Source organism: Aeromonas allosaccharophila (assembly GCF_016026615.1).
In the GTDB taxonomy this organism is placed as follows: Bacteria; Pseudomonadota; Gammaproteobacteria; order Enterobacterales; family Aeromonadaceae; genus Aeromonas; species Aeromonas allosaccharophila.
Window position 1 is genome coordinate 4,079,226 of sequence record NZ_CP065745.1, and the last position, 23,574, is coordinate 4,102,799.

Annotated in this window: 26 protein-coding genes; 20 read left to right on the forward strand and 6 right to left on the reverse strand. The window is 58.0% G+C overall.

Translation table 11 applies throughout. The annotated features are described in order from the left end of the window. Positions 1–5: 5 nt before the first annotated feature. The 5 genes from I6G90_RS18730 (at position 6) to I6G90_RS18750 (ending at position 4,200) form a co-directional block, all read left to right on the forward strand. Complete coding sequence (locus I6G90_RS18730; RefSeq protein WP_182933461.1) at positions 6–743, forward strand: transporter substrate-binding domain-containing protein; 738 nt, start codon at positions 6–8, stop codon at positions 741–743. Positions 744–746: 3 nt separating this feature from the next. Then, positions 747–1,397 (forward strand): arginine ABC transporter permease ArtQ, encoded by a 651-nt coding sequence (artQ, locus tag I6G90_RS18735; protein WP_005340382.1) that lies wholly within the window; start codon positions 747–749, stop codon positions 1,395–1,397. A 3-nt stretch (positions 1,398–1,400) separates the two neighbouring features. After that, on the forward strand, positions 1,401–2,063 hold the full coding sequence (gene artM / locus I6G90_RS18740) for an arginine ABC transporter permease ArtM (protein WP_058053931.1): 663 nt from the start codon (positions 1,401–1,403) through the stop codon (positions 2,061–2,063). A 221-nt stretch (positions 2,064–2,284) separates the two neighbouring features. Beyond that, complete coding sequence (gene mdh / locus I6G90_RS18745) at positions 2,285–3,220, forward strand: malate dehydrogenase (protein WP_005340384.1); 936 nt, start codon at positions 2,285–2,287, stop codon at positions 3,218–3,220. Positions 3,221–3,588: 368 nt separating this feature from the next. Continuing rightward, positions 3,589–4,200, forward strand: coding sequence for a tetratricopeptide repeat protein (locus I6G90_RS18750; RefSeq protein ID WP_111806246.1), 612 nt, complete (start codon positions 3,589–3,591; stop codon positions 4,198–4,200). Between the two features lie 99 nt (positions 4,201–4,299). On the opposite strand, the gene hmpA is transcribed toward I6G90_RS18750, so the two are convergent. Next, the gene (gene hmpA, locus I6G90_RS18755; protein ID WP_197928707.1) at positions 4,300–5,493 is read right to left on the reverse strand and encodes an NO-inducible flavohemoprotein; all 1,194 of its coding nucleotides are present in this window, start codon (positions 5,491–5,493) and stop codon (positions 4,300–4,302) included. A gap of 111 nt (positions 5,494–5,604) precedes the next feature. Here hmpA and I6G90_RS18760 point away from each other — a divergent pair, with 111 nt between their 5' ends. Further along, on the forward strand, positions 5,605–6,075 hold the full coding sequence (locus tag I6G90_RS18760) for an Rrf2 family transcriptional regulator (protein ID WP_042059661.1): 471 nt from the start codon (positions 5,605–5,607) through the stop codon (positions 6,073–6,075). A gap of 40 nt (positions 6,076–6,115) precedes the next feature. Here I6G90_RS18760 and I6G90_RS18765 read toward each other — a convergent pair whose 3' ends face one another. Further along, the gene (locus tag I6G90_RS18765; protein ID WP_139707976.1) at positions 6,116–7,396 is read right to left on the reverse strand and encodes an HlyC/CorC family transporter; all 1,281 of its coding nucleotides are present in this window, start codon (positions 7,394–7,396) and stop codon (positions 6,116–6,118) included. A 40-nt stretch (positions 7,397–7,436) separates the two neighbouring features. Next, positions 7,437–8,225 carry a cytochrome C assembly family protein gene (locus I6G90_RS18770; RefSeq protein WP_042059703.1) on the reverse strand — a complete coding sequence of 263 codons (789 nt, stop codon included), beginning with the start codon at positions 8,223–8,225 and terminating at the stop codon, positions 7,437–7,439. Positions 8,226–8,427: 202 nt separating this feature from the next. Here I6G90_RS18770 and ffh point away from each other — a divergent pair, with 202 nt between their 5' ends. The 5 genes from ffh (at position 8,428) to rplS (ending at position 11,940) form a co-directional block, all read left to right on the forward strand. Then, positions 8,428–9,804 (forward strand): signal recognition particle protein, encoded by a 1,377-nt coding sequence (gene ffh / locus I6G90_RS18775; RefSeq protein ID WP_076494556.1) that lies wholly within the window; start codon positions 8,428–8,430, stop codon positions 9,802–9,804. A gap of 177 nt (positions 9,805–9,981) precedes the next feature. Beyond that, positions 9,982–10,230, forward strand: a complete 249-nt coding sequence (rpsP, locus tag I6G90_RS18780) for a 30S ribosomal protein S16 (protein ID WP_042059663.1) — start codon at positions 9,982–9,984, stop codon at positions 10,228–10,230. Positions 10,231–10,254: 24 nt separating this feature from the next. After that, a complete protein-coding gene (rimM, locus tag I6G90_RS18785; protein WP_042059665.1) occupies positions 10,255–10,776 on the forward strand; it encodes a ribosome maturation factor RimM in 522 nt (173 codons plus the stop codon). Positions 10,777–10,810: 34 nt separating this feature from the next. Next, entirely contained in the window at positions 10,811–11,560 is a 750-nt protein-coding gene (trmD, locus tag I6G90_RS18790; RefSeq protein ID WP_005340400.1) for a tRNA (guanosine(37)-N1)-methyltransferase TrmD, read from the forward strand. Positions 11,561–11,592: 32 nt separating this feature from the next. Then, complete coding sequence (gene rplS / locus I6G90_RS18795) at positions 11,593–11,940, forward strand: 50S ribosomal protein L19 (protein WP_005313505.1); 348 nt, start codon at positions 11,593–11,595, stop codon at positions 11,938–11,940. A gap of 108 nt (positions 11,941–12,048) precedes the next feature. Here the strand turns inward: rplS and I6G90_RS18800 are convergent, their stop codons facing one another. Both I6G90_RS18800 and mutH read right to left on the reverse strand, forming a co-directional pair. Further along, positions 12,049–12,372, reverse strand: a complete 324-nt coding sequence (locus I6G90_RS18800; RefSeq protein WP_019445584.1) for an isoamylase early set domain-containing protein — start codon at positions 12,370–12,372, stop codon at positions 12,049–12,051. 80 nt (positions 12,373–12,452) lie between these two features. Next, positions 12,453–13,127 carry a DNA mismatch repair endonuclease MutH gene (gene mutH / locus I6G90_RS18805; RefSeq protein ID WP_197928709.1) on the reverse strand — a complete coding sequence of 225 codons (675 nt, stop codon included), beginning with the start codon at positions 13,125–13,127 and terminating at the stop codon, positions 12,453–12,455. A 733-nt stretch (positions 13,128–13,860) separates the two neighbouring features. On the opposite strand from mutH, the gene rppH reads away from it, so the two are divergent. The 8 genes from rppH to I6G90_RS18845 all read left to right on the forward strand — a co-directional run bounded on the left by rppH (position 13,861) and on the right by I6G90_RS18845 (position 21,459). Beyond that, positions 13,861–14,388, forward strand: a complete 528-nt coding sequence (gene rppH, locus I6G90_RS18810) for an RNA pyrophosphohydrolase (RefSeq protein WP_033135511.1) — start codon at positions 13,861–13,863, stop codon at positions 14,386–14,388. A 14-nt stretch (positions 14,389–14,402) separates the two neighbouring features. Continuing rightward, positions 14,403–16,682, forward strand: a complete 2,280-nt coding sequence (gene ptsP, locus I6G90_RS18815) for a phosphoenolpyruvate--protein phosphotransferase (RefSeq protein ID WP_197928711.1) — start codon at positions 14,403–14,405, stop codon at positions 16,680–16,682. Positions 16,683–16,749: 67 nt separating this feature from the next. Beyond that, positions 16,750–17,574 (forward strand): prolipoprotein diacylglyceryl transferase, encoded by an 825-nt coding sequence (gene lgt, locus I6G90_RS18820; RefSeq protein WP_197928713.1) that lies wholly within the window; start codon positions 16,750–16,752, stop codon positions 17,572–17,574. Beyond that, positions 17,574–18,368 carry a thymidylate synthase gene (gene thyA, locus I6G90_RS18825; protein ID WP_197928715.1) on the forward strand — a complete coding sequence of 265 codons (795 nt, stop codon included), beginning with the start codon at positions 17,574–17,576 and terminating at the stop codon, positions 18,366–18,368. The genes lgt and thyA overlap by 1 nt, the downstream gene beginning before the upstream one ends. A gap of 223 nt (positions 18,369–18,591) precedes the next feature. After that, positions 18,592–19,782, forward strand: coding sequence for a Na+/H+ antiporter NhaA (gene nhaA / locus I6G90_RS18830; protein WP_111806101.1), 1,191 nt, complete (start codon positions 18,592–18,594; stop codon positions 19,780–19,782). Further along, positions 19,779–20,186 carry a Rossmann-fold NAD(P)-binding domain-containing protein gene (locus I6G90_RS18835; RefSeq protein WP_058053936.1) on the forward strand — a complete coding sequence of 136 codons (408 nt, stop codon included), beginning with the start codon at positions 19,779–19,781 and terminating at the stop codon, positions 20,184–20,186. Before nhaA ends, I6G90_RS18835 begins: the two co-directional genes overlap by 4 nt. Next, positions 20,173–21,105 carry a transcriptional activator NhaR gene (nhaR, locus tag I6G90_RS18840; RefSeq protein ID WP_005340434.1) on the forward strand — a complete coding sequence of 311 codons (933 nt, stop codon included), beginning with the start codon at positions 20,173–20,175 and terminating at the stop codon, positions 21,103–21,105. The genes I6G90_RS18835 and nhaR overlap by 14 nt, the downstream gene beginning before the upstream one ends. A gap of 51 nt (positions 21,106–21,156) precedes the next feature. Next, positions 21,157–21,459, forward strand: coding sequence for an ArsR/SmtB family transcription factor (locus tag I6G90_RS18845; RefSeq protein WP_013724128.1), 303 nt, complete (start codon positions 21,157–21,159; stop codon positions 21,457–21,459). A gap of 49 nt (positions 21,460–21,508) precedes the next feature. Here the strand turns inward: I6G90_RS18845 and rpsT are convergent, their stop codons facing one another. After that, a complete protein-coding gene (gene rpsT / locus I6G90_RS18850; protein WP_005308808.1) occupies positions 21,509–21,772 on the reverse strand; it encodes a 30S ribosomal protein S20 in 264 nt (87 codons plus the stop codon). A 191-nt stretch (positions 21,773–21,963) separates the two neighbouring features. Here rpsT and murJ point away from each other — a divergent pair, with 191 nt between their 5' ends. After that, positions 21,964–23,523, forward strand: a complete 1,560-nt coding sequence (murJ, locus tag I6G90_RS18855) for a murein biosynthesis integral membrane protein MurJ (RefSeq protein WP_197928716.1) — start codon at positions 21,964–21,966, stop codon at positions 23,521–23,523. Positions 23,524–23,574 lie beyond the last annotated feature (51 nt).

Consider the following 23,574-nt stretch of genomic DNA (forward strand, 5'->3'; position numbering starts at 1 on the left):
CTGTCATGAAAAAGAGTCTGTTGTTGGTTGCTGCCATGGGTCTGTTGAGTACCTCCGTCATGGCCAAGGAGATCAAGTTCGCCACCGAGGCCACCTACGCGCCGTTCGAATACCTGGATGACAAGAACGAGTTTCAGGGTTTTGACATCGATCTGGCCCGCGCCATCTGCGAGCAAGCCAAGCTGGAGTGCAGCTTCCACAACCAGGCCTTTGACAGCCTGATCCCCAGCCTGAAATTCCGTCGCTACGATGCCGCCATCGCCGCCATGGATGTGACCCCGGAGCGCTCCGCTCAGGTCGATTTCTCCGACATCTACTACGAAAATTCGGCGGTATTCGTCGCCAAGAAAGAGGCCTTCAAGGGGCCGGAAGAGATGGTCGACAAGACTGTCGGTGTGCAGAACGGCACCTCTCACCAGTCCTATCTGGTGGATAACTGGGTGAGCAAGGGTCTGCTGACCGTGCCTTACGCCAGTTACCAGAGCGCCTTCCTCGACATGATGAATGGCCGTACCGACGGTGTCTTTGCCGATACCGCCGTCGCAGCCGACTGGCTCAAGCAACACAAGGAGTATGCGGTGGTGGGTACGCCGGTGACGGACGCCAAGTACTTCGGTACCGGCTTTGGCATCGCGGTCGCCAAAGGCAATCAGGAGCTGCTGACCCAGCTGAACAAGGGGCTGGCCGAGATCAAGGCCAACGGCACCTATCAGAAAATCTTCGACAAATACTTCGCGCAGTAAGCCATGTTGAGCCTGTTGTTGGATGCAGCCTGGATGACCCTCGGGCTGGCCTTGGCATCACTGGTCGGGGGCATGGTATTGGCACTGGCATTCAGTGCCGCCGAGCTCAGCAAGCAGCGTGCGCTGGTGTGGCCGGTGGCCACCCTGACCACGCTGATCCGTGGCCTGCCCGAGTTGCTGGTGGTGCTGTTTATCTACTTCGGCTCGACCCAGGTGCTGTTCCTCATCACCGGCGAGTATGTAGAGTTCAGCCCGTTCGCCTGTGGCGTGCTGGCGCTCTCCCTGCTGTTTGCCAGCTATGCGACCCAGACCCTGCGGGCGGCGCTCAATGCGGTGCCTTCAGGTCAACGGTTGGCGGCGATGGCGCTGGGTCTTGGCAAGAGCCACATCTTCTTTCGCATCGTGCTGCCGCAGGCGTGGCGTCACGCCCTGCCGGGCCTCGGCAACCAGTGGCTGGTGCTGCTGAAAGACACCGCGCTGGTGTCGCTGATCGGGGTCAACGAGATGATGCGTCAGGCGCAGATGGCCTCGGCCAGTACCTATGAGCCCTTCACCTGGTATGCCGCTGCGGCCCTCATCTATCTGGCTATCAGTCTGGTGAGCGAGTACGGCCTCGGGCTCGCTGCTCGCTACACCCGCCGCTACGGAGGCTAACCGATGCAAGAGTATCTCGTCACGTTGCTGGGCGGTCTGGTCACCACGCTGGAGCTGACCCTGTTCAGTCTGCTTCTGGGGATAGCTCTGGCGGCCCTGATGACCTGGGTGCTGGAGCTGCGCCTGCCGGTAGCGACCCAGCTGGTGCAACTGTGGGTACTGATCTTTACCGGTACGCCGCTGCTCATTCAGATCTTCCTGATTTATTACGGGCCGGGGCAGTTCGAGTGGCTGAAAGCCAGCCCGCTCTGGCCGCTGCTCAAGCAGCCCTGGTTCTGCGCCGTGCTGGCGCTGGGTCTCAACACGGCGGCCTACTCTACCCGGTTGTTCAAGGGGGCGCTCGATGCCATCCCGGCCGGTGAGGTGGAGGCGTGCCGGGCGCTCGGCTTCTCCTCCGGTCAGACTCTCTGGATGAAGGTGCGCCACGCCGCCCGCCATCTGGTGCCAGCCTACTCCAACGAGGTGATCCTGGTGCTCAAGGGGAGTTCTCTCGCCAGTACCATCACCATCATGGACATCATGGGGTTGGCGCAGGGGTTGAATGCCCAGACCTACGATACCCTGGCGGTGTTCGGAGTAGCTGGCGGGCTGTATCTGGCGATGAACGGATTGTTAACAATTGGTTTTCGCTGGTGTGAAAAACGGGCGTTGGCATTTCAATCCTGAAACCTTCATAACTACCTCTTTATGGTAAGGAGAAGTGCAGAAAAACTGTGCTTCTCCTCCAACTTTTTGTATTTCCCTCCAATTTTTGCTCCCGCGTGTTTCGTGGCTCACAGAACCCGTGACTGCAACTGTTATCAGATTGTTTTTTATGGGGGGATCCATTAAGGTTGGGCGCACAACAAGAAACAACCTTAAACCTACGCTTAAACATGGAGTTGATCATGAAAGTTGCCGTTCTGGGTGCCGCTGGTGGCATCGGTCAAGCCCTCGCTCTGCTGTTGAAAAACCGTCTGCCGGCTGGCTCCGAGCTGAGCCTGTATGACATCGCCCCGGTCACCCCGGGTGTGGCCGTTGACCTCAGTCATATTCCTACCGACGTCGCCATCAAGGGCTTCTGCGGTGAAGATCCGACTCCTGCGCTGGTTGGGGCCGATGTGGTGCTGATCTCCGCCGGTGTGGCACGCAAGCCGGGGATGGATCGCTCAGACCTGTTCAACATCAATGCCGGTATCGTCAAGAATCTGGTCGAGAAGTGCGCGGCCACTTGCCCGAAAGCACTGATCGGCATCATCACCAACCCGGTCAACACTACTGTGGCCATCGCCGCCGAAGTGCTGAAGAAAGCCGGTGTCTATGACAAGCGTCGTCTGTTCGGTGTCACCACCCTGGACGTGATCCGCGCCGAGACCTTCGTGGCCGCCGCCAAAGGGCTGAATATCGACAAGGTTCGCGTCAACGTGATCGGTGGTCACAGTGGCGTTACCATTCTGCCGCTGCTCTCCCAGATTGAAGGTGCCTCCTTCACCGCTGAAGAAGTGGCTGCCATGACCAAGCGCATCCAGAATGCCGGTACCGAAGTGGTGGAAGCCAAAGCCGGTGGCGGTTCTGCGACCCTCTCCATGGGTCAGGCGGCTTGCCGTTTCGGTCTCTCCCTCATCAAGGGTCTGCAGGGCGAAGCCAACGTTGTTGAGTGCGCCTACGTGGAAGGCAACGGCGAGCACGCCACCTTCTTCGCGCAGCCGGTACTGCTGGGCAAGAACGGCGTCGAAACCGTACTGGATTACGGCAAGCTGAGCGCCTTCGAGCAGGAAGCGATGGAAGGCATGCTGGCTACCCTGAAAGCCGATATCCAGCTGGGTGTCGATTTCGTCAAGTAAGCGGGTCAACCGTGCCAACAAGGGAGCTTCGGCTCCCTTTTGTATTGATGAGATCCGCCCGGCAGGCTAAGGGGATGGGGGTTGGTGCCGATAACAGAGTGCAGCAGGAGATCCTTATGATGAAACCCCTTACCCTTCTCGTTCTTGTCGGTGCATTCACCTCTCCCCTCTATGGTGCCGAGGCGGTATCGGCTGCCGTATCAAGCGATGCGCCAGCGGTCAGTGCCTCGATGCCGACCGCAAGCAGTGCTGCGGTGGCAACGGCGCCTGTCTCTGCGGCTACGCCTACGCCCTCTGAGGCTGCCCCCGTCTTGCTCCCGGCCGAGCCGGTTACGCCGGTCGCCAGCAGTGGCGAGGGTGCCGCACCGCTGCCACAACCGGTGGAACCCGCTGCTGCGGTTGCACCTCCCGCGCCACTGGCCGCTGGCGAGTTGCAGGCGGTGCCACTCTATCGTCAGGACGAACTGCTCAACTGGATTGAGCAGGGGCGCCATCTCACTCAGGTGAAGCAGGATCGCTGTCAGCTGACTCAGGATATCGAAGCGCGCGCCTCGGTGATGAAGATCCCGGCCTATCAGTACCTCTGGGGGGATATGCTGGCGTGGGGCGTCTGTACCAAGCCCAATGCCGAACTCGGAGTGCAATATATGTGGGAGGCGGCCAATCAGGGGTTGGCGCCCGCGCTGGAGCAACTGGGCCGCTACTACTGGAAGGGAACCCTGGTGCAGAAGGATCTGGTGCGAGCCGAGACCCTGATGCGCGAGGCGGCCAGCCTCGGTTTTCTGCGGGCCCGCATCGAGTGGGTCGAAATGCTGCTGCAGGGGATGGGCAGTCCGCTCGATTATGAGGACGCCTATCGCTGGCTCCATGGCGCTGTCATCGGTGACAAGGCGCTGCACCAGAAGGCGGCGAGTCTGCTCAACCGTCTTGGCAACCGGATGCCGGCCAACGTGGTGGCCCGCGCCAAGGCGATGCACTGATCCAACAAAATGACCCACAGATCTGCATCTGTGGGTCCGGTTCCAGCCGCCGTGCCATGACAGGCCGGAGCCTCCCTCCGTTATATGGCTGCCCGCGCCCTAGAGATCTTGATGGGGGCCAAAAACTTCGTAATGGAGCTGATCGGCCGGCACCCCCGCCGCCAGCAGTTGCCGTTTGATCGCCTGCATAAATCCGACTGGGCCGCAGAAGTAGTAGTGGGCCTCTGGCGTGATGCGCTCCTTCACTGCGGTCAGATCCATGGTGCCGGAAAGGTCGTAATCTTCGCCCGGCACATCACTGGCCTCCGGCTCCCGATACCAGACCCGGCTCAGCAAGTTGGGATGCTGGCGGGATTTTTGCTGAATATCCTCCCGGAAGGCGTGCACAGCGCCCTGCTCGCAGGCGTGCAGCCAGGTGATATCGGCCTGGTGGTCGCTTGTCAGCAGCTGGTTGAGCATGCTCATCATCGGTGTCACGCCAACACCGGCGGAGAGCAGTACCACCGGAGTCTGGCTGTCGGCTTTCAGATAGAAATCGCCAGTGGGGGGCATCACCTCGATCTTGTCACCCGCCTGCAGGTGATCGTGCAGCAGGTTGGAGACCTGACCCTGCGGCTCGCGCTTGACGCTGATGCGGTAATCCTGCCCGTTGGGGGCATCGGAGAGGGAGTACTGGCGGATCTCCTGATATTCGAGCTCGGGGTGAACCAGCTTGACGCTGAGGTATTGGCCCGGTTTGAAGGCCAGTACCGGCTTGCCATCTTCCGGCGCCAGCAGGAAGGAGGTGATGAGGGCGCTCTCGGCCCGCTTCTCTTTGATGATGAAGCTGCGGGTACCTTGCCAGCCGCCATCCTGATTGGCCTTCTCCTGATAGATCTCCCGCTCGCGGCCGATGAAGATGTCGGCCAGCACCCCATACGCCTTGCCCCATGCCTCCAGCACCTCGTCGGTGACCGCACTTCCGCCCAATTCTTTGAGCGTGGCCAAGAGATGACTACCTACAATGTGATATTGTTCCGGCTGGATCAGGAATCCGGTATGTTTGTGCGCAATCCGCTCGACCGCACCGGCGAGCGCCCCCAGATTGTCGATATTCCTGGCGTAAGCCGCGACCGCATTGAACAGGGCCAGCGGCTGGCCGCCACTGCGTTGATGGGCCAGGTTGAAGATATCTTTCAGCTCCGGGTTATGGCTGAACATCCGTTGATAGAAGTGCTGGGTAAGGGCCGGACCTGCTGATTCGAGCAGCGGGATGGTGCTTTTGATGACGGCAACGGTGGTTTGATCTAGCATAGGGGCCTCGTTCTAATTGAACATATAAAATGTCATTTAATAAGTGGCATCCTAGATGTTTATTTGATTTGAATCAATACTCCACTTTTCGCATTGCGCTAATCAGGTTTTATGAGACTAACCAGTTATACAGATTTCGGATTGAGAGCCCTGCTCTATCTTGCCACCCTGCCGGAAGGGGAGTTGTCGAGCGTCGCCAAGGTATCGGCCCTGTATGGCGTTTCCCGCAACCACATGGTGAAGGTGGTCAATCAGCTGGTGAAGCTGGGCTATCTGCAATCCCAGCGGGGCAAGAATGGCGGTATTCGCATGGCTTGCGATCCGGCCACCATCAATATCGGGCAGGTTATCCGGGCGCTGGAAGGCAATCTGGACGGGATCGACTGCGGCTCGCCCGTTTGCCATATTGTCTCGGTCTGCCTGCTCAAGAGTGCGCTGCGAGAGGCGATGGATGCATTTTTGGCGGTGATGGACAGCTATACGCTGCAAGACCTGCTGGCCAACCGTGACGAGTTGCAACGGGTCTTCGGCGAGTTGATCCCGACCCTGGTGCTGGAGCCGGATGACGAAGACGAGCAATGAAGATGAGCAATAGAAAAGGGCTGCCACCGGCAGCCCTTTTTCAATGTTGTGAATCCGACTCCGCCCGGTAAGATGCCGGCATGATCCGTGCCATCTTCACCATGTTGTTCTCCACATCGAGGATCTCGATAGGATAACCGGCCAGCCGGATCCCGATGTTGGGTTGGGGGATCTCCTCCAGATATTCGAGGATCAGACCGTTGAGAGTGCGCGGGCCGTCGATGGGCAGGTGCCAGTTCATCTCCTTGTTCAGCTCGCGCACACTGGCCGAGCCTTCCACCAGAAACGTGCCGTCCGGCTGGGGGTGGATCTCGTCGCTCGGCGCTGGCGTCATGGAGGTGGTGAAGTCGCCTACGATCTCTTCCAGAATGTCGTCCAGGGTGATCAGCCCCTGAATATCGCCATACTCATCGACAATCAGGCCGATCCGCTCCTTGTTGCGCTGGAACTTGGCCAGCTGCACGTTGAGCGGGGTCCCTTCCGGAATGAAGTAGATTTCGTCCACTTCCCGCAACAGACTCGATTTGTTGAACAGATCCCTAGCAACCAGCCTCAGGGCATCGCGAGCGTGTAAAAAGCCGACAACGTCGTCGATATTGTCGCGATAGAGCAGGATTTTGGTGTGGGCGCAGTGAGCCAGCTGACGCTGGATGCTCTTCCAGTCATCGTTGATGTCGATGGCGTAGATATCGCTGCGCGGCACCATGATGTCCTCGACCAGCATCTTGTCGAGATCCAGGATGCTGAGCAGCATCTCCTGATGACGCTTGGGGATCAGGTTGCCTGCCTCGTTGACGATGGTGCGCAGCTCCTCGGTGTTGAGGGAGTCATCCTTGTTGGGATTGATCTTCAGCATCTTGAGCAGGCCGCTGGTGATGCCGTTGATCAGCCAGACCAGCGGTGAGAGCGGCACCATTAACCCCTTGAGGATCCAGGAGGCGGGATAGGCGATCTTCTCCGGGAACATGGCGGCCAGGGTCTTGGGGGTCACTTCACCAAACACCAGCACCACCAGGGTCAGGCCGAAGGTGGCGATGGCGACACCGAGATCGCCAAACAGCCGGATACAGACGATGGTGGCGATAGCGGAGGCGAGGATGTTGACCAGATTATTGCCGATCAGGATCAGCCCCAGCAGGCGATCGGGGCGGGCGAGCAGTTGCTCGACGCGGCGTGCGGCTTTGTGTTTGGTCTGTGCCAGATGCCGCAGCTTGTAGCGGTTGATGGACATCAGGCCGGTTTCGGAACTGGAGAAAAAAGCGGATAGAAGGATCAAGATAACGAGGACAATCAGTAATGTGCTCGTTGAGATGCTGTCCAAAAAGGGCTCCTGTTGGATGGTGTGACGAAAAAAGTAGGGGTCAGCTCAACAACACTTCTTTGACGAAGCGGCTGCCAAAGTAGGCAAGGGTCAGGATGACGCTGCCAATCAGACTAAGCGTGATGACTTTGCGGCCGCGCCAACCATAGGTGTGATGACCCCACAGCAGCAGCACGTAGACACACCAGGCAAGAATGGAGAGCACCGCCTTGTGGGATTTGCCCTGGGCGAACATGTCTTCGAGGAAGAAGAGGCCGGAGGCGATGGAGAGGGTCAGCAGCAGCACCCCCGCAGAGATCAGCTGGAACAGCCGTTTCTCCACCGTCATCAGGGGGGGCATGGCTGGCAGATTACTGATTTTTCTCGATTTCAGCTGCTTGTCCAGACAGGCGAGCTGCAGCGCAAACAGACAGGCGATCATCAATACCGAGTAGGCCATCAGCGCGAGGCCGATGTGCAGCAACAGCTGGGGATGGGCCTCCAGATGGGTGATGTAGCGACCCGGGATCAGGGCACTGGCCGCCAGCAGCAGGGCCGAGAAGCTGTAGACCACCGGCAGCAGGATCCAGCCGTTGAAGCGGCGGGTGACGCAGGTCATGAAGCAACTGATGATGAGACTCACCAGCGAGGCAACGTTGAGCATGCTCAGGTTCTGGCCGGAACTCTGCAATACCTCTGAACCGAGGGCGCTGGCATGGGCGATCAGGGCCAATCCGATACAGGCAAACAGGGAGCGCTGTCCCACCGGCTTGGCGCTCAGTAACAGATGCAGGGAGGCGATGATGGCCAGCAGATAAAACGCCAGGGCCAGAACAGAGATTACGATCATAACCAGGTCGTTGTTGCACAAGCTTTTGAGGGTAAGAGGGGCAGTATACCTTGCACGAGAAGTGCTCGCCAGTTGTGCAACGGTCGATCTGCCCATATATAGGGAGAAGGTCCCTGCTGCTGCGGTGCGGTGAATAATCGTCCTCGCGCCCGCTCTGGGTTATAATGCCCCCAATTTATTACGCCAAGAACCGGAATCCGTCATGTTTGAGAATTTGACTGAACGACTCTCGCGCACCTTGCGCAATGTCAGTGGCCGTGGTCGCCTGACCGAAGAGAACATCAAGGAAACCCTGCGCGAAGTCCGCATGGCGCTGCTCGAGGCGGATGTCGCCCTGCCGGTAGTGCGTGATTTCGTGGCGCGCGTCAAAGAGCGCGCAGTCGGGCAGGAAGTGGCCAAATCCCTGAGCCCGGGCCAGGCATTCATCAAGATTGTGCACGGTGAACTGGTCACCGTGATGGGGGAGGCCAACGAACAGCTCAACCTGGCTGCCCAGCCGCCTGCGATCATCCTGATGGCCGGTCTGCAGGGTGCCGGTAAGACCACCACGGTCGGCAAACTGGCCAAACTGCTCAAAGAGCGCAGCAAGAAGAAAGTGCTGGTGGTCAGTGCCGACGTTTACCGCCCTGCGGCGATCAAGCAGCTGGAGACCCTGGCCAGCGACATCGGGGTCGACTTCTTCCCGAGCGACGCCAGCCAGAAGCCGGTCGACATCGCCACTGCCGCCATCGATCAGGCGCGCAAGAAGTTCTATGACGTGGTGATCGTCGATACCGCCGGTCGTCTGCACGTCGACAGCGAGATGATGGCCGAGATCCAGGATCTGCACGCCACCATCAAGCCGGTCGAAACCCTGTTCGTGGTCGATGCCATGACCGGTCAGGATGCCGCCAACACCGCCAAGGCGTTTAACGAAGCGTTGCCACTCACCGGTGTGATCCTCACCAAGGCGGATGGTGACGCCCGTGGTGGTGCCGCCCTGTCGGTGCGCCACATCACCGGCAAACCGGTCAAGTTTATCGGTATGGGCGAGAAGACCGATGCGCTGGAGCCGTTCCACCCGGATCGTCTCGCCTCCCGCATCCTCGGCATGGGCGATGTGCTCTCTCTTATCGAAGAGGTCGAGCGCAACGTCGACAAAGAGAAAGCGGCCAAGCTTGCCAGCAAGGTCAAGAGCGGCAAGGGCTTCGATCTGGAGGACTTCCGCGAGCAACTGGCCCAGATGCGCAACATGGGCGGCATGATGGGGATGCTCGACAAGCTGCCAGGCATGTCCGGTCTGCCGGATAACGTGAAAGATCAGATGGATGACAAGCTCACCGTACGGATGGAGGCGATCATCAGCTCCATGACGCCCAAGGAGCGTGCCCATCCCGATCTCATCAAGGGTTCCCGCAAACGCCGTATCGCCGCAGGCTCCGGCATGCAGGTGCAGGACGTGAACAAGCTGCTCAAGCAGTTCACCGAGATGCAGCGCATGATGAAGAAAATGTCCGGCAAGGGCGGTATGCGCAAGATGATGAGCCAGATGAAGAACATGATGCCCCCCGGTTTCGGTGGCGGTCGCGGTCCGTTCTGATCCGGCCTGCGTGTTGATGGGGGTCTGCAGCGGCAGGCCCCTTTTCATTGCGGTTCTGCGCAAAAAATGGCTGGCTTGGTTGCAATTATTACGAATCCAAGTAGAATTACGCGGCTTATTTTAAGCTAGGGTCCGCGTGTTTGCGGGCCTTGTTCATTAGATGTTAATGAGGACGATATGGTAACCATTCGTTTACAACGTGGTGGCGCGAAAAAGCGTCCGTTTTACCAGGTAGTAGTTTCTGACAGCCGTTGCGCCCGTGACGGTCGCTTCATCGAGCGCGTTGGTTTCTTCAACCCGGTTGCTGCTGGTTCTGCTGAAAAGCTGAACCTGGACCTGGCTCGTATCGAGCATTGGGTTGCTACTGGTGCCGCTGTTTCTGACCGCGTTGCCAAGCTGATCAAAGACGCTAAAAAAGCTGCTTAATCAGCTAAACGGTAAGGAGTTAAGGTGGAAAAACCTATAGTTCTGGGCACCCTGGGTACCGTTTATGGCATCAAGGGCTGGCTTAAAGTGAACTCCTTCACCGATGTTGCCGAAGCGATTTTCGATTACAACCCCTGGCTGATTAATCAGAACGGGGCGTGGCGTGAAATTCGGGTTTCATCCTGGAAACGTCACAACAAGGGTCTGATCTGCAAACTCGATGGTATCGATGTGCGCGAGGATGCCCTGGCATTGACCAATGTCGAGATTGGCGTACCCGCCGATCTGTTGCCTGCGTTGCCTGAAGGTGAGTTCTACTGGCGTGACCTGATTGGTTGCTCCGTGGTGACCACCAAGGGATACGACCTGGGCAAGGTGACCGAATTGATGGAAACCGGCTCCAACGATGTGTTGGTGGTTGAGGCCAATGTAAAAGATGCCTTTGGTGCAAAGGAGCGGTTAATTCCGTTCCTGGAAGAGCAGGTGATCAAGAATATTGATCTGACTGCTCGAACAATCGAAGTTGATTGGGATCCTGGTTTCTAGTTTCCCGCGCTAACACGGGTGCCGGAGGTTTCTTATGTGGATTGGGGTCATTAGCCTCTTCCCTGAAATGTTCCGAGCCATTACCGAGCACGGGGTAACGGGTCGGGCCGTCAAGAGTGGCCTGCTGCAGATTGAGTGCTGGAACCCCCGGGAGTTTACCCACGATAAACACCGTACGGTCGATGATCGTCCTTATGGTGGTGGGCCCGGCATGTTAATGATGGTTCAGCCGTTGCGTGACGCGATTCATGCAGCCAAGCAAGCGGCGGGAGACGGGGCGAAAGTCATCTATCTCTCTCCTCAGGGACGCAAGCTGACTCAAGCGGGCGTAACCGAGTTGGCGACGAATCAGAAACTGATTCTGGTAGCCGGTCGATACGAAGGTATCGATGAACGCGTGATACAAACCGAAGTCGACGAAGAGTGGTCTATCGGGGATTACGTGTTAAGTGGTGGCGAGTTGCCTGCCATGACCCTGATCGATGCGGTTTCGCGTCTGGTCCCGGGGGTTTTGGGTGATCAGGCCAGTGCCGAGCAAGACTCCTTCACGGATGGCTTGCTGGATCATCCCCACTACACTCGGCCGGAGGTGTTGGATGGATTGGCGGTGCCCGAGGCGCTGACAAGCGGCAATCACGAAGTGATTCGACGCTGGCGTCTCAAACAGTCGCTCGGACGAACCTGGCAAAGAAGGCCGGAACTTATTAACAACCTAGCTCTGACTGACGAGCAAGAATCACTTCTTGCCGAGTATGTCCGCGAAGTGCGTGACAGCGTTAAGTAGAGTTTTCAGTTTATCCTAGGTAAGGAAAGACAATGAGCAAGATTATTCAGCAGCTTGAACAAGAGCAACTGCGTACCGACATCCCGGCTTTTGCCCAGGGCGACACTGTACGTGTTCAAGTTCGTGTTAAAGAAGGTGGTAAAGAGCGTCTGCAGGCTTTCGAAGGCATCGTTATTGCCAAGCGTAACCGCGGTCTGCACTCTGCTTTCACCGTTCGCAAGATCTCCAACGGCGAAGGTGTTGAGCGTGTATTCCAGACTCACTCTCCGCTGATCCACAGTGTAGAACTGAAGCGTCGTGGTGATGTTCGCCGCGCCAAACTGTACTACCTGCGCAACCTGTCCGGCAAAGCTGCTCGTATCAAAGAGAAGCTCAACTAATTCGATTCGAATTGGTGTCGGTATGTCGGCAAATAGCTCGACAGGTAGTGAAAAGGCTCGCCAATGGCGAGCCTTTTTTGTATCCGTCTATTGGCTCTCTGGGTGCCGTTACTGGATGACCCGTACTACCGAGTTGTCGCGCCCGAAGGGGCCTGGCACATAGTCATCCGCAGCCCAGTCATTCTCGTAGAGGGTCTCCCCTTCCGGGGTGATGAGCTGGTAGCAATATTCGAAGTAACCCGGGCCGTCGGTCGGCAGATTGAGGGTGGCTTTGAACTCGCCGCTCTTCATGCGCTTCAGCTCGACAGGTTGCCACTGGGTGAACTCGCCGATCAGCATCACCTGCTCCGCGCCTGCGGCGGCTTCCTTCTCTACGGCGAAGGTCACCTTGACCTCGGGCTTGGACTTTAAAAACTGTTTGATCAGTGGCATGACGCCTCCTTGTCTGTGAGTTAAAAATGGCTCCTGTCTATTTTTATACCATCATATGACAAAGATGTTGATAAGGCAGATCAAGTCGGCAAGGCAAAATAGCGTTGCAGCAGGCTGTGGGTGAAGTCGATCTTGAGATAGAAGCCGCGCGGCAGGGTCATGATGGGTTGACCATCACGACCGATGGCTCTTGTCAGTGCCTTGTTGTTGGCGGCCTTGGGCCGCAGTTGCATCACCTGGCCGTGGCGCGCGCTGATCTGCTCCACTTCCCCCAGCACTATCATGTCCATCAGCTCCTCCCAGTCCTGACGTAGTAGCCGATCTTCCTCTTCATTCGGACTCCACATCAGCGGCATACCGACCCGCCGCTCGCCAACCGGGATCTCCCGACTGCCTTCCACCGGGATCCAGAGAACCCGGGAGAGCTTGTTGCGCACGTTTGACTCCTCCCAGCGCTGGCCGCTGACGCCGATCAGCGGGGCGACGCAGACGAAGGTGGTCTCCAGCGGTTTGCCCTGAGGATCCACTGGGATCGTCTTGAGTTCGATCCCCAGCTCCGGGAAGTCCTGTTCCGGCTTGCTCCCCGCGCTGGCCCCCAGTTGCAGCTCAATCAGCTGGCCGACCCACCCCTTGTCACGGCGCAGATCGTTGGGCACCGCGACGCCAGCCTCGGCGGCCAGCTGCGCCAGCGTGAAGCCAGCCATGGCATAGGCGCGGCTCAATAACTCCTGCTCGGATTGGGGATTGCTTGTCATAGTTGGCTCCATCTTGCTCGCCATATTCTAACAGGGGAGGATCCCGAGAAGGATCGCTGTTTTTATAACCGATCCTGAGTGGATAAGATCAAATGCAGAGAATTTGGGGGCTATCAGCTCATCGTGATGATTTTAAAGGGTTTTGTTTGTTTTATCGAGCAGTGATCCTGGCCTGGTTTGACCTCGAAATAGTTGTCCAAGGGTTTGTGCATGATGTTACACACAGTTATCCACAGAAATCTTGGATAAGTGGATGAAAGTGGGTGGAGTCGCTGATATGTTACAAAAAATTGTGAATGCCACCCCATTTTTACCGGGTAAACGGGGTAGATATTGTGCCACTCCTGTGGATAATTTCGCCGCGGTGGATCTTTGAGCAGTTGAACTTGTTCACAATCCGGATCATGGATCTGGCTCTTTGATTGACATGGATCTAGATCCAGTTGTTTTTATTCAACTATATGTATAGTAATGTTTTTTTGTCTTTTCGCCTGCGGGGCTGTGCGGGCGGACGCTTTTTGCGTACAGTTAAAAAGTACTGTATATACCCGTTTGCTAACAGCTTTATGCACAGCCTGGGTGGGCAACTTGGGGGCGCGGATCCTTGGATTTGTTTATAAGTATGTTTGAAATTGAAAGTTATTCATGAAACAGGGGATTCACTCCTTGTTTGCTGCCACGGAGTGAATGTGGAACAATCTCCTTATAGATTCAGCCTTTATAAGGTGATCACGTGATTGATGGCGACGGATTTCGTCCCAATGTCGGTATCGTGATCTGTAACCGTGAAGGACAAGTGTTGTGGGCTAAACGCTATGGGCAGCACTCCTGGCAGTTTCCGCAGGGGGGGGTTGATGATGGTGAAACGCCAGAGCAGGCCATGTATCGAGAGCTGTATGAGGAGATTGGCCTCAAGCCCGAAGATGTGACCATCATGGCCACCAGTCGTAACTGGCTAAAGTACCGTTTACCCAAACGTCTTGTCCGCTGGGACAGTTCACCGGTCTGTATTGGCCAAAAGCAAAAATGGTTCCTGTTACAACTTGGTCCGGGCAGGGAATCGCGGATCCAGTTCGGCTGTCATGGCCATCCCGAATTTGACGACTGGCGTTGGGTCAGCTTCTGGTACCCGGTGCGTCAGGTCGTCTCGTTCAAGCGGGAGGTTTACCGCCGGGTCATGAAAGAGTTTGCCCCGCTGGCGATGCCGGTGCCGGCAGTGCAGGTCAACAAGAAGGATGGGCGGCGCAACCGCGCCCGTTAAGGAGCACAGATTAGTTGTTAACGGAACTGAGACGTATCGTCGAGAGCATGGCCGAGGCCAATACCCTCGAGCAGGCCTTGCAAGCATTGGTGAGCCAGACCCGGCACGCCATGGCAGTGGACTGCTGCTCCGTCTATGTCTCGGAACCCGAGGTGCGCCGCTATCGCCTGGCGGCCACCGACGGCTTGGCCCCGTCCGCGGTTGGCAAGGTGACCCTGCCCTACGAGCAGGGTATCGTCGGTCTGGTGGGTCAGCGGGAAGAGCTGATCAACCTGGCTGATGCCCCCGCGCACCCCAGTTTCAAATTCCTGCCCGATGTCGCCGAAGAGGCGTTCCGCTCCTTCCTCGGCGCCCCCATCATGCACCAGCGTCAGGTGGTCGGCATTCTGGTGGTGCAGCAGAAGGAGAGCCGCCGCTTCGATGAAGGGGAGGAGTCCTTCATGGTCACTCTGGCGGCACAGCTGGCGGCGCGTATCGCCCAGGCGCAGGCCAAGGGGTGGTTGCAGAAGACCGACTGGAGCAAGCCGCTGCGCGGTATTGCCGGGGCCAGCGGTATCGCCATGGCCAAGGCCTGGGTGTGGCGGCCCCGCAAGGCGCTCTCGTCCATCACCCCGCGCAAGGATGAAGACCATGTCAGCCAGCTGGAGCGGCTGGAGCTGGCCGTGGAGGAGGTGCGCCACGATCTGGAGAGTCTGGCGCTGCGCTTTCGCGAGAGCTACAGCCAGGACTCGGTGGCGATCTTCGACATCTACCTGCATCTGCTGAACGATCCCGGCTACATCAAGCCCATTCGCAACAAGGTGAGCAAGGAGCACTGGACTGCGGTCTCGGCGGTCAAGCTGATCAGTGATCGTTTGATCGAGCAGTTCAAGGGGATGAAGGATCCCTACTTGCAGGAGCGCTCCACCGACGTGAAGGATATTGCCCAGCGGCTGATCAGCCGACTGGTGCAGAACGAACCGGAACATATCTCCATCGGCGAGCCGGTGGTGCTGGTTGCCGACGAGGTGACCGCCACCATTCTGGCCGAGGTGCCCCGTGAGTATCTGACCGGCGTGGTATCGCTCAAGGGGGGCACCAACTCCCACGCGGCCATTCTGGCCCGTGCCATGGGGGTTGCCGCCATCATGGGGGTCGATCTGCCCCTAGGCGACATCGGCGGTCGCATGCTGGTTGTCGATGGCTACAGCGGCGATCTCTTCATCGAACCCAATCAGGTGATCCTGACCGAGTATCGTCAGTTGCTCAATGAAGAGCGGGCACTCGATACCCTGGTGCGCAGTGTCGACAACCTGCCATCCGAGACGGCCGATGGTACCAAGGTCTCCCTGTTGCTCAACGCCGGTCTCAGTGCCGACACCGAGATCTCCCTCAATCAGCTGGCGGACGGGGTCGGGCTCTATCGCACCGAGATCCCCTTCATGCTGCAGGAGAGCTTCCCCTCCGAGTGGGAGCAGACTGCCCGCTATCGCGGCATTCTGGAGACCTACCGCAACCGGCCGGTCTGCATGCGGACGCTGGATGTGGGCGGCGACAAGCCGTTACCCTATTTCCCCATCGTCGAGGAAAACCCCTTCCTTGGCTGGCGGGGGATCCGGATCACCCTGGATCACCCCGAACTGTTTCTGGTGCAGCTTAAGGCGATGCTGTGGGCCAGCGAAGGGCTGGACAATCTGGCCATCATGCTGCCGATGATCAGCAGCGTCAGCGAAATCAAAGCTTCCCGTCGTCTGCTGGATCAAGCGTGGCGGGAAGTATCGGAAGAGGCGGCGAGCCGCGATGCGGTGATCCGCTACCCCAGCCTCGGGGTGATGATCGAGGTGCCCTCAGCCCTCTTTATCTTGCCGGAGATGGCGCCGCTCATCGACTTCTGGTCGGTGGGCAGCAATGACCTGACCCAGTACCTGCTGGCGGTGGATCGCAACAACTCCCGGGTTGCCAATATCTACGATGCCTTCCATCCTGCGGTGATCCGCGCCTTGCAACAGCTGGTTGATGCCTCCCATCGCTACCAGAAGCCGGTGTCGGTCTGTGGCGAGCTGGCTGGTGATCCGGTCGGTGTATTGCTGCTGCTTGCCATGGGCTATCGCCGCTTCAGTATGAACACCCACAACATCGTCCGGATCAAGTACGTGCTGCGTCAATCCACCCTGAGCGAGTTGACCGAACTGATGGCCGATGGCCTCAAGCATGACAATCCCCACGTGCTGCGCGGCCTGTTTGCCCGCTATCTGGAGGAGCATGGTTTGGGCGGTTTGCTGCGAGCCGGTCATAAATCGAAACAGAGTGATTGATAATCATGCCTTGTCCCTGCTGACGAATGATCGGAAAATGCGGCTTTTATTTTGACTGGGGCCGCTTATGCAGCACGATGGATATTGGGTTTTCTCGCAGATTGATCCCGTAGCATTCAGTTTGGGACCACTATCGGTACGCTGGTATGGTCTCATGTACCTGTTTGGTTTCGCTTTTGCCATGTGGCTAGCCGGCCGTCGCGCCGATGCACCGAACAGCGGCTGGACCCGCAACGAGGTGTCGGATCTGCTGTTCTACGGTTTCCTCGGGGTGATCCTCGGTGGCCGTGTCGGTTACGTGCTGTTCTACAACTTCGATCTCTTCCTCGCGGATCCCACCTACCTGTTCAAGATCTGGACCGGCGGCATGTCGTTCCACGGTGGCCTGATCGGGGTTATCACCGCGATGATCTGGTTTGCTCACAAGACCAAGCGCCACTTCTTCACCGTGGCCGACTTTGTGGCGCCGCTCATTCCGTTTGGCCTCGGCGTTGGCCGGATCGGCAACTTCCTCAACGGCGAGTTGTGGGGGCGGATCACCGATGTGCCCTGGGCCATCATCTTCCCGGAAGCGGGCCCCGAGCCGCGTCATCCCTCCCAGCTCTACCAGTTCGCACTGGAAGGGGTGGTACTGTTCATCATTCTCAACCTGTTCTGGCGCAAGAACCCGCCACGCGGCGCCATCTCCGGCATGTTCCTGCTGTTCTACGGCCTGTTCCGCTTCCTGGTGGAGTTTGTGCGCCAGCCGGACAGCCAGCTTGGTCTCTACTTCCAGGAGATTAGCATGGGCCAGATCCTCTCCACCCCGATGATTATCGCCGGTGCCCTGATGATCTGGGTTGCCTACAAGCGTCCGCAGTTGTTCGGTAATGCCATGAAGGAGGCGAAATAATGCGAGCTTATCTCGACCTGATGCAGAAAATCCTCGATGAGGGCACCGTCAAGTCTGACCGTACCGGCACCGGTACCGTCTCCCTGTTCGGCCATCAGATGCGCTTCAATCTGGCGGAAGGTTTCCCGCTGGTGACCACCAAGAAGTGCCACCTGCGCTCCATCATTCACGAGCTGCTCTGGTTCCTCAATGGCGATACCAATACCGCCTATCTGAAGGAAAATGGCGTCAGCATCTGGGATGAGTGGGCAGACGAGAATGGCGATCTGGGGCCAGTATACGGTGCTCAGTGGCGTTCCTGGCCTGCGGCCGACGGGTCTGTCATCGACCAGATCCAGAAAGCGGTGGATGACATCAAGCACAACCCGGATTCGCGCCGCATCATTGTCTCCGCCTGGAACGTGGGCGAGCTGGACAAGATGGCGCTGGCCCCCTGCCACGCCTTCTTCCAGTTCTATGTGGCGGACGGCAAGCTCTCCTGCCAGCTCTACCAGCGCAGCTGTGACGTGTTCCTCGGCCTGCCGTTCAACATTGCCAGCTATGCCCTGCTGACCCACATGATGGCCCAGCAGTGCGATCTGGAAGTGGGTGACTTCGTCTGGACCGGCGGTGATGTGCACCTCTACTCCAACCACATGGAGCAGACTGCGCTGCAGCTTTCCCGTGAGCCACGTTCTTTGCCGACTCTGCTGATCAAGCGCAAGCCGGACTCCATCTTCGACTACCAGTTCGAGGATTTCGAGATCGAGGGTTATGATCCCCACCCCGGGATCAAGGCGCCCGTCGCCATCTGATAGCAAGGCGCCTCATGGCGCCTTTTTTATGCAGCTAAATAATTGAAAATTCATTTTATTGATTAATAAGACGGTAGCCTGAGACGAGGCAAAACCTGCGTATAGCAGGTATGTTCTATTTTGCCTTCGGTTTTTTCGTTGTGTTGAGCAGCAAGAAACGATTTTCCATTGGTTGTTGCAGGATATAGACTCAAATCAAAGCAATACGGTGGAAAATTTAACCATGAGTGACGTAATCAAAAAGTTCCTGAAGCTGGAGGCCGCCTCCGGAATTATTCTGATCATGGCTGCCATGCTGGCAATGATTTTAGCCAATACCGCGCTGGCTGGCGGGTATCAGGCATTTCTCGACACGCCGGTGCAGGTGCGCATCGCGGCCCTCGACATCAACAAGCCGCTGCTGCTCTGGATCAACGATGGCTTCATGGCGATCTTCTTCCTGCTGGTTGGTCTGGAAGTGAAGCGTGAAATGCTGGAAGGGGCGCTCTCGACCAGGGTTCAGGCGACCTTCCCGGCCATTGCGGCGGTGGGTGGCATGCTGGCGCCGGCCTTGATCTACGCCTTTTTCAACTATTCGGACGACGTGGCGCGCGCTGGCTGGGCGATTCCGGCTGCGACCGACATTGCCTTTGCCCTCGGGGTGATGGCGCTACTCGGCAAGCGGGTGCCGGTGAGCCTCAAGGTATTCCTGCTGGCGCTGGCCATCATGGATGACCTCGGCGTCATCATCATCATCGCGCTCTTCTATACCCAGCAGTTGTCGCTGGAGGCGCTTGCCATCGGTATTCTGGCAACCCTCACCCTGCTGTGGATGAATCGCCGCGGTGAGGACAGGATCAGCCTCTACATGCTGGTCGGTCTGGTGCTTTGGGTTGCGGTGCTCAAGTCTGGCGTCCATGCGACCCTAGCAGGTGTGGTAGTCGGTTTTATGGTCCCGCTTAACGGCAAGCGTTACGCCTCGCCGCTCAAGTATCTGGAGCACAAGTTGCACCCCTGGAGTGCCTATCTGATCCTGCCGCTGTTTGCGTTTGCCAACGCCGGGGTCTCGCTGGAGGGGATTGGTCTCTCCTCCCTGCTGAGTCCGGTACCGATGGGGATCATGCTGGGGTTGTTTATCGGCAAGCCGCTCGGGGTGTTCACTATCAGCTGGCTGTCGGTCAAGCTGGGCATCGCCCAGTTGCCGCCCGGGGTCAACTTCAAGCAGATCTTTGCGGTCAGCATCCTCTGTGGCATCGGGTTTACCATGTCGATGTTTATCGCGTCGCTCGCCTTCGAGCACGGTGGGCTGGATTACGGCAGCTACTCTCGCCTCGGGATCCTGGTGGGTTCCACCATGGCGGCGGTGGTCGGTTATCTGGCCTTGCGCATGGCCCTTCCCAAGGGTGAAGGGGAACAGAGTACGGAGGGACTATGAAGCTACATACTGGGTTGTTGATGCTGTTGCTGAGCCCCGCGGCATGGGCCGGCGGGCTGGAGGATTGCAAGCAGGACGCCGCCTCGGCGAACTGCTCTGCCTATCTGAACGGAGTGGTCGATAGCGCCCTGCTGCTGGGGGATAAGCAGGCCAAGGCGCGCTTTGGCGAGACCTTCTCCGAGCGGGCGCTGAGCAGCCGGGCTGGCGAGCGGGTCAAACACTCCAACAAGCGTTATTGCGCTGACCGGATGCCGGACAAGGCACGCCTCAAGGCCAGCCTGATGGAGCAGTTTGGCGCGAACAAGGTTGACTCGGTCAGCGACATGTATGACATTCTGGCGGTTGAACTCAGCTGCTACCGGAGTCCGCGCACCGCGGGAACCCCATCGGATGTCACACCTTAACTACAACCACCTTTACTATTTTTGGATGACTCAGAAGAAGGGCTCCGTTACCCAGGCAGCGGAAGCCCTTTTTTTGACCCCGCAAACGGTCACTGGCCAGATCAAGCTGCTGGAGCAGCGCCTCGGCGGCAAGCTGCTCAAGCGCAAGGGGCGCTCGCTCGAGGCAACCGAGCTGGGCCAGCTGGTATTTCGTTATGCCGACAAGATGTTCAGCCTCTCCTACGAGATGCTCGATATCGTCAACTATCGCAAGGAGAGCCAGATCCTGTTCGACGTCGGCATCGCCGATGCCCTCTCCAAGCGCCTTGCCAGCCGCGTGCTGCTTTCTGTTATTCCGAATGATGGCTCCATCCACCTGCGCTGCTTCGAGTCGACCCACGAACTGCTGCTGGAGCAGCTGAGCGAGCACAAGCTCGACATGATCCTCTCCGACTGTCCGGTAGACTCCAGCCAGCATGCGGGGCTGCTTTCCAAACGGTTGGGCGGCTGTGGCGTCAGCTTCTTCTGCAAGGCGCCGTTGCCCGAAAAGCCCTTTCCCGCCTGTCTGGAGGAGCGCAAGCTGCTGATCCCCGGTCGTCGTACCGCCATGGGGCGTCAGCTGACCCAGTGGTTCGAGCAGCAGGGTGTCTCCCCCAGCATTCTTGGCGAGTTTGATGATGCCGCCTTGATGAAGGCGTTTGGCTTCTTCAATCAGGGCATCTTCATGGCTCCTACCATCTATCGGGAGGAGATCCTCGAAGGGGAGGGGGTGATGCTGATCGGAGAGACCCAGGATCTGATGGAGGAGTATTACGTCATCTTCGCCGAGCGGATGATCCAGCATCCGGCGGTGAAGCGGGTCTGCGAGAGCGATTTTACCTTTCTCTTTTCCGGCCAGGAGAACTTCTCCGCCATCCAGCCGGCCACCCTGTCGTTTTAAAACGGCCCGTCACCACGTATCATCGGCGATGAGTGGTAGAGGAGAGATGTGATGCAACTTGAAGAGATGGAAGCCAATGCGAGTAAAGCGGTGGCCTTGCTCAAGGCGCTGGCCAACGAACGGCGGCTGTTTATTCTGTGCCAGTTGCTGGAGCGGGAGCTGTCGGTGGGGGAGCTTAACGAGCGATTGGGATTGAGTCAGTCGGCCTTGTCACAGCATCTGGCGCTGTTGCGGCGGGATGAGCTGGTGACAACGCGCAAAGAGGCCCAGACGGTCTACTATTCGCTGCGTAGCCATGAGGTGCGTGAAATGATCAGTTTGCTGCATCGACTTTATTGCAGCGCAGATAAATAAAAAACCGGCACTAAGGCCGGTTTTTTTAGCTTTGATCAGCAGAAGCTGATTAAGCCATAGCTTTGATCTGGGCAGACAGGCGGCTCTTGTGACGAGCAGCTTTGTTCTTGTGGATCAGGCCTTTGGTCGCCATACGATCCATGATCGGCTGAGCAACAGCGAAAGCGGCAGTCGCGGCAGCTTTGTCGCCAGAGGCGATAGCAGCGATGACTTTCTTCAGGTAGGTACGGGTCATAGAACGACGGCTGGCGTTGTGCTGACGGCGTTTTTCTGACTGAAGAGCGCGCTTCTTAGCAGATTTGATGTTAGCCAAGGTAAAACTCCTAAAACTGTCTTAGCGAGTGTATTGAAAAGGCCCGGAAATATGCCCTTCCAACCACATAATGTCAAATGATTTGTGCAAATAAACACCGCCTCCCGGTGGTGTGTCAGTAGGGAGACGGTTAAACTGTCGGCCGATTCTAGCAGCATTCTTTTCATTCTGACAGTTCCAGAGGCCTCGTCTTGAGTAAGAAATTGATCAAATCCGGCATGATAGTGTCCGGAATGACGCTGGCATCCCGCGTAATGGGCTTGGTTCGCGATGTGGTCATCGCCAATCTGCTCGGTGCCGGGGTGGCCGCAGACGTCTTCTTCTTTGCCAATCGCATTCCCAACTTTCTGCGTCGTCTGTTCGCCGAAGGTGCCTTCAACCAGGCCTTTGTCCCCGTAATGACGGAGTACAAGAAAAATGGCAACGAGGGGGAAGTGCGTGAATTGCTGGCCGCGGTGGCGGGTACGCTGGGAGGCATAGTGACGGTGGTCACCCTGCTCGGGGTGCTGGGGTCGGGAGTGCTGACCGCGCTGTTTGGTTGGGGCTGGTTCTGGGATTGGCTGCACGGCGGCCCCGCGGCCGAGAAGTTCGAGCTCGCCAGTCTGATGCTCAAAATCACCTTCCCCTACCTCTGGTTTATCACCTTTACCGCCATGGCGGGGGCCATCCTCAACACCTTTGGCCGCTTTGCGGTCTCGTCGTTTACGCCGGTGTTTCTCAACATCACCATGATCGCGGCTGCCTGGTGGATTGCGCCGCTGATGGACAAACCGGAGATCTCGCTGGCGATTGGTGTCTTTTTGGGCGGTTTGGTGCAGTTTTTGTTCCAGTATCCCTTTTTGCGCCAAATCAACATGCTGGTGTGGCCCAAGTGGGGATGGCATCACCCGGGAGTGGTGAAGATCCGCACCCTGATGATCCCCGCCCTGTTCGGGGTCTCGGTCAGCCAGATAAACCTGCTGGTCAACACCATGCTCGCCTCCTTCCTGGCGACCGGTGCCATTAGTTACCTCTACTACTCGGATCGCCTGCTGGAGTTCCCCCTTGGCCTGTTTGCGGTGGCCATCAGTACCGTGATCCTGCCTGCGCTGGCGAAAAAGCATGTGGATGCCGATCCGGCCGACTTCTCCCGCACCATGGATTGGGGGGTGCGGATGGTGATGCTGCTCGGCCTGCCGGCCATGATAGGCATTGCGGTGATGCGCGAGCCGATTCTGCGGGTGTTGTTTATGCGCGGCGAGTTCGGCCTGCATGAAGTTGCCATGTCGAGCGCCAGCTTGCTGGCATCTACCACCGGTCTGCTCTCTCTGATGCTGATCAAGGTGCTGGCACCCGGCTATTACGCCCGTCAGGATACCAAGACGCCGGTGCGGATCGGGATGATGTCGATGGCGGCCAATATGGTCTGCAACCTCCTCTTCATCTATCCGCTCGGTTACGTGGGTCTGGCGCTCTCAACAGCCTGCTCGGGCACCCTGAATGCGGCCTTGCTGTTCAAGGGGTTGTACCAGCAGAGCGTCTATCGCCCCTCCCGCCATACCGGGGTGTTCTGCCTCAAACTGCTGGTCGCCAGTGTGCTGATGGGGGGCGTGCTCGCCTACCTGTCGCCGGATCTGGCCCGGTGGGGCGCATGGAGCATGGGCAAGGCCAGTTTGCAGCTGACCATGCTGTTGTCGCTGGGGGCCGCGGTCTACGCGGTGGTGTTGCTGCTGCTGGGCATTCGCCCACGTCATCTTAAATCGGGGCAGTAGTAGCTGTGATCCTGCGGCGCCATGGGGAGAGTGCCTCATGGCGCCATGGGG

Bases quoted from the DNA above. Each gene is read 5' to 3' on its own strand.
- rplS (WP_005313505.1), top strand. From the start codon at position 11,593: ATGAGCAAGATTATTCAGCAGCTTGAACAAGAGCAACTGCGTACCGAC.
- rpsP (WP_042059663.1), top strand. From the start codon at position 9,982: ATGGTAACCATTCGTTTACAACGTGGTGGCGCGAAAAAGCGTCCGTTT.
- hmpA (WP_197928707.1), bottom strand. From the start codon at position 5,493: ATGCTAGATCAAACCACCGTTGCCGTCATCAAAAGCACCATCCCGCTG.
- ffh (WP_076494556.1), top strand. From the start codon at position 8,428: ATGTTTGAGAATTTGACTGAACGACTCTCGCGCACCTTGCGCAATGTC.
- I6G90_RS18760 (WP_042059661.1), top strand. From the start codon at position 5,605: ATGAGACTAACCAGTTATACAGATTTCGGATTGAGAGCCCTGCTCTAT.
- I6G90_RS18835 (WP_058053936.1), top strand. From the start codon at position 19,779: ATGAAGCTACATACTGGGTTGTTGATGCTGTTGCTGAGCCCCGCGGCA.
- artM (WP_058053931.1), top strand. From the start codon at position 1,401: ATGCAAGAGTATCTCGTCACGTTGCTGGGCGGTCTGGTCACCACGCTG.
- artQ (WP_005340382.1), top strand. From the start codon at position 747: ATGTTGAGCCTGTTGTTGGATGCAGCCTGGATGACCCTCGGGCTGGCC.
- lgt (WP_197928713.1), top strand. From the start codon at position 16,750: ATGCAGCACGATGGATATTGGGTTTTCTCGCAGATTGATCCCGTAGCA.
- I6G90_RS18730 (WP_182933461.1), top strand. From the start codon at position 6: ATGAAAAAGAGTCTGTTGTTGGTTGCTGCCATGGGTCTGTTGAGTACC.
- mutH (WP_197928709.1), bottom strand. From the start codon at position 13,127: ATGACAAGCAATCCCCAATCCGAGCAGGAGTTATTGAGCCGCGCCTAT.
- I6G90_RS18800 (WP_019445584.1), bottom strand. From the start codon at position 12,372: ATGCCACTGATCAAACAGTTTTTAAAGTCCAAGCCCGAGGTCAAGGTG.
- nhaR (WP_005340434.1), top strand. From the start codon at position 20,173: ATGTCACACCTTAACTACAACCACCTTTACTATTTTTGGATGACTCAG.
- mdh (WP_005340384.1), top strand. From the start codon at position 2,285: ATGAAAGTTGCCGTTCTGGGTGCCGCTGGTGGCATCGGTCAAGCCCTC.
- nhaA (WP_111806101.1), top strand. From the start codon at position 18,592: ATGAGTGACGTAATCAAAAAGTTCCTGAAGCTGGAGGCCGCCTCCGGA.
- trmD (WP_005340400.1), top strand. From the start codon at position 10,811: ATGTGGATTGGGGTCATTAGCCTCTTCCCTGAAATGTTCCGAGCCATT.
- thyA (WP_197928715.1), top strand. From the start codon at position 17,574: ATGCGAGCTTATCTCGACCTGATGCAGAAAATCCTCGATGAGGGCACC.
- I6G90_RS18845 (WP_013724128.1), top strand. From the start codon at position 21,157: ATGCAACTTGAAGAGATGGAAGCCAATGCGAGTAAAGCGGTGGCCTTG.
- I6G90_RS18770 (WP_042059703.1), bottom strand. From the start codon at position 8,225: ATGATCGTAATCTCTGTTCTGGCCCTGGCGTTTTATCTGCTGGCCATC.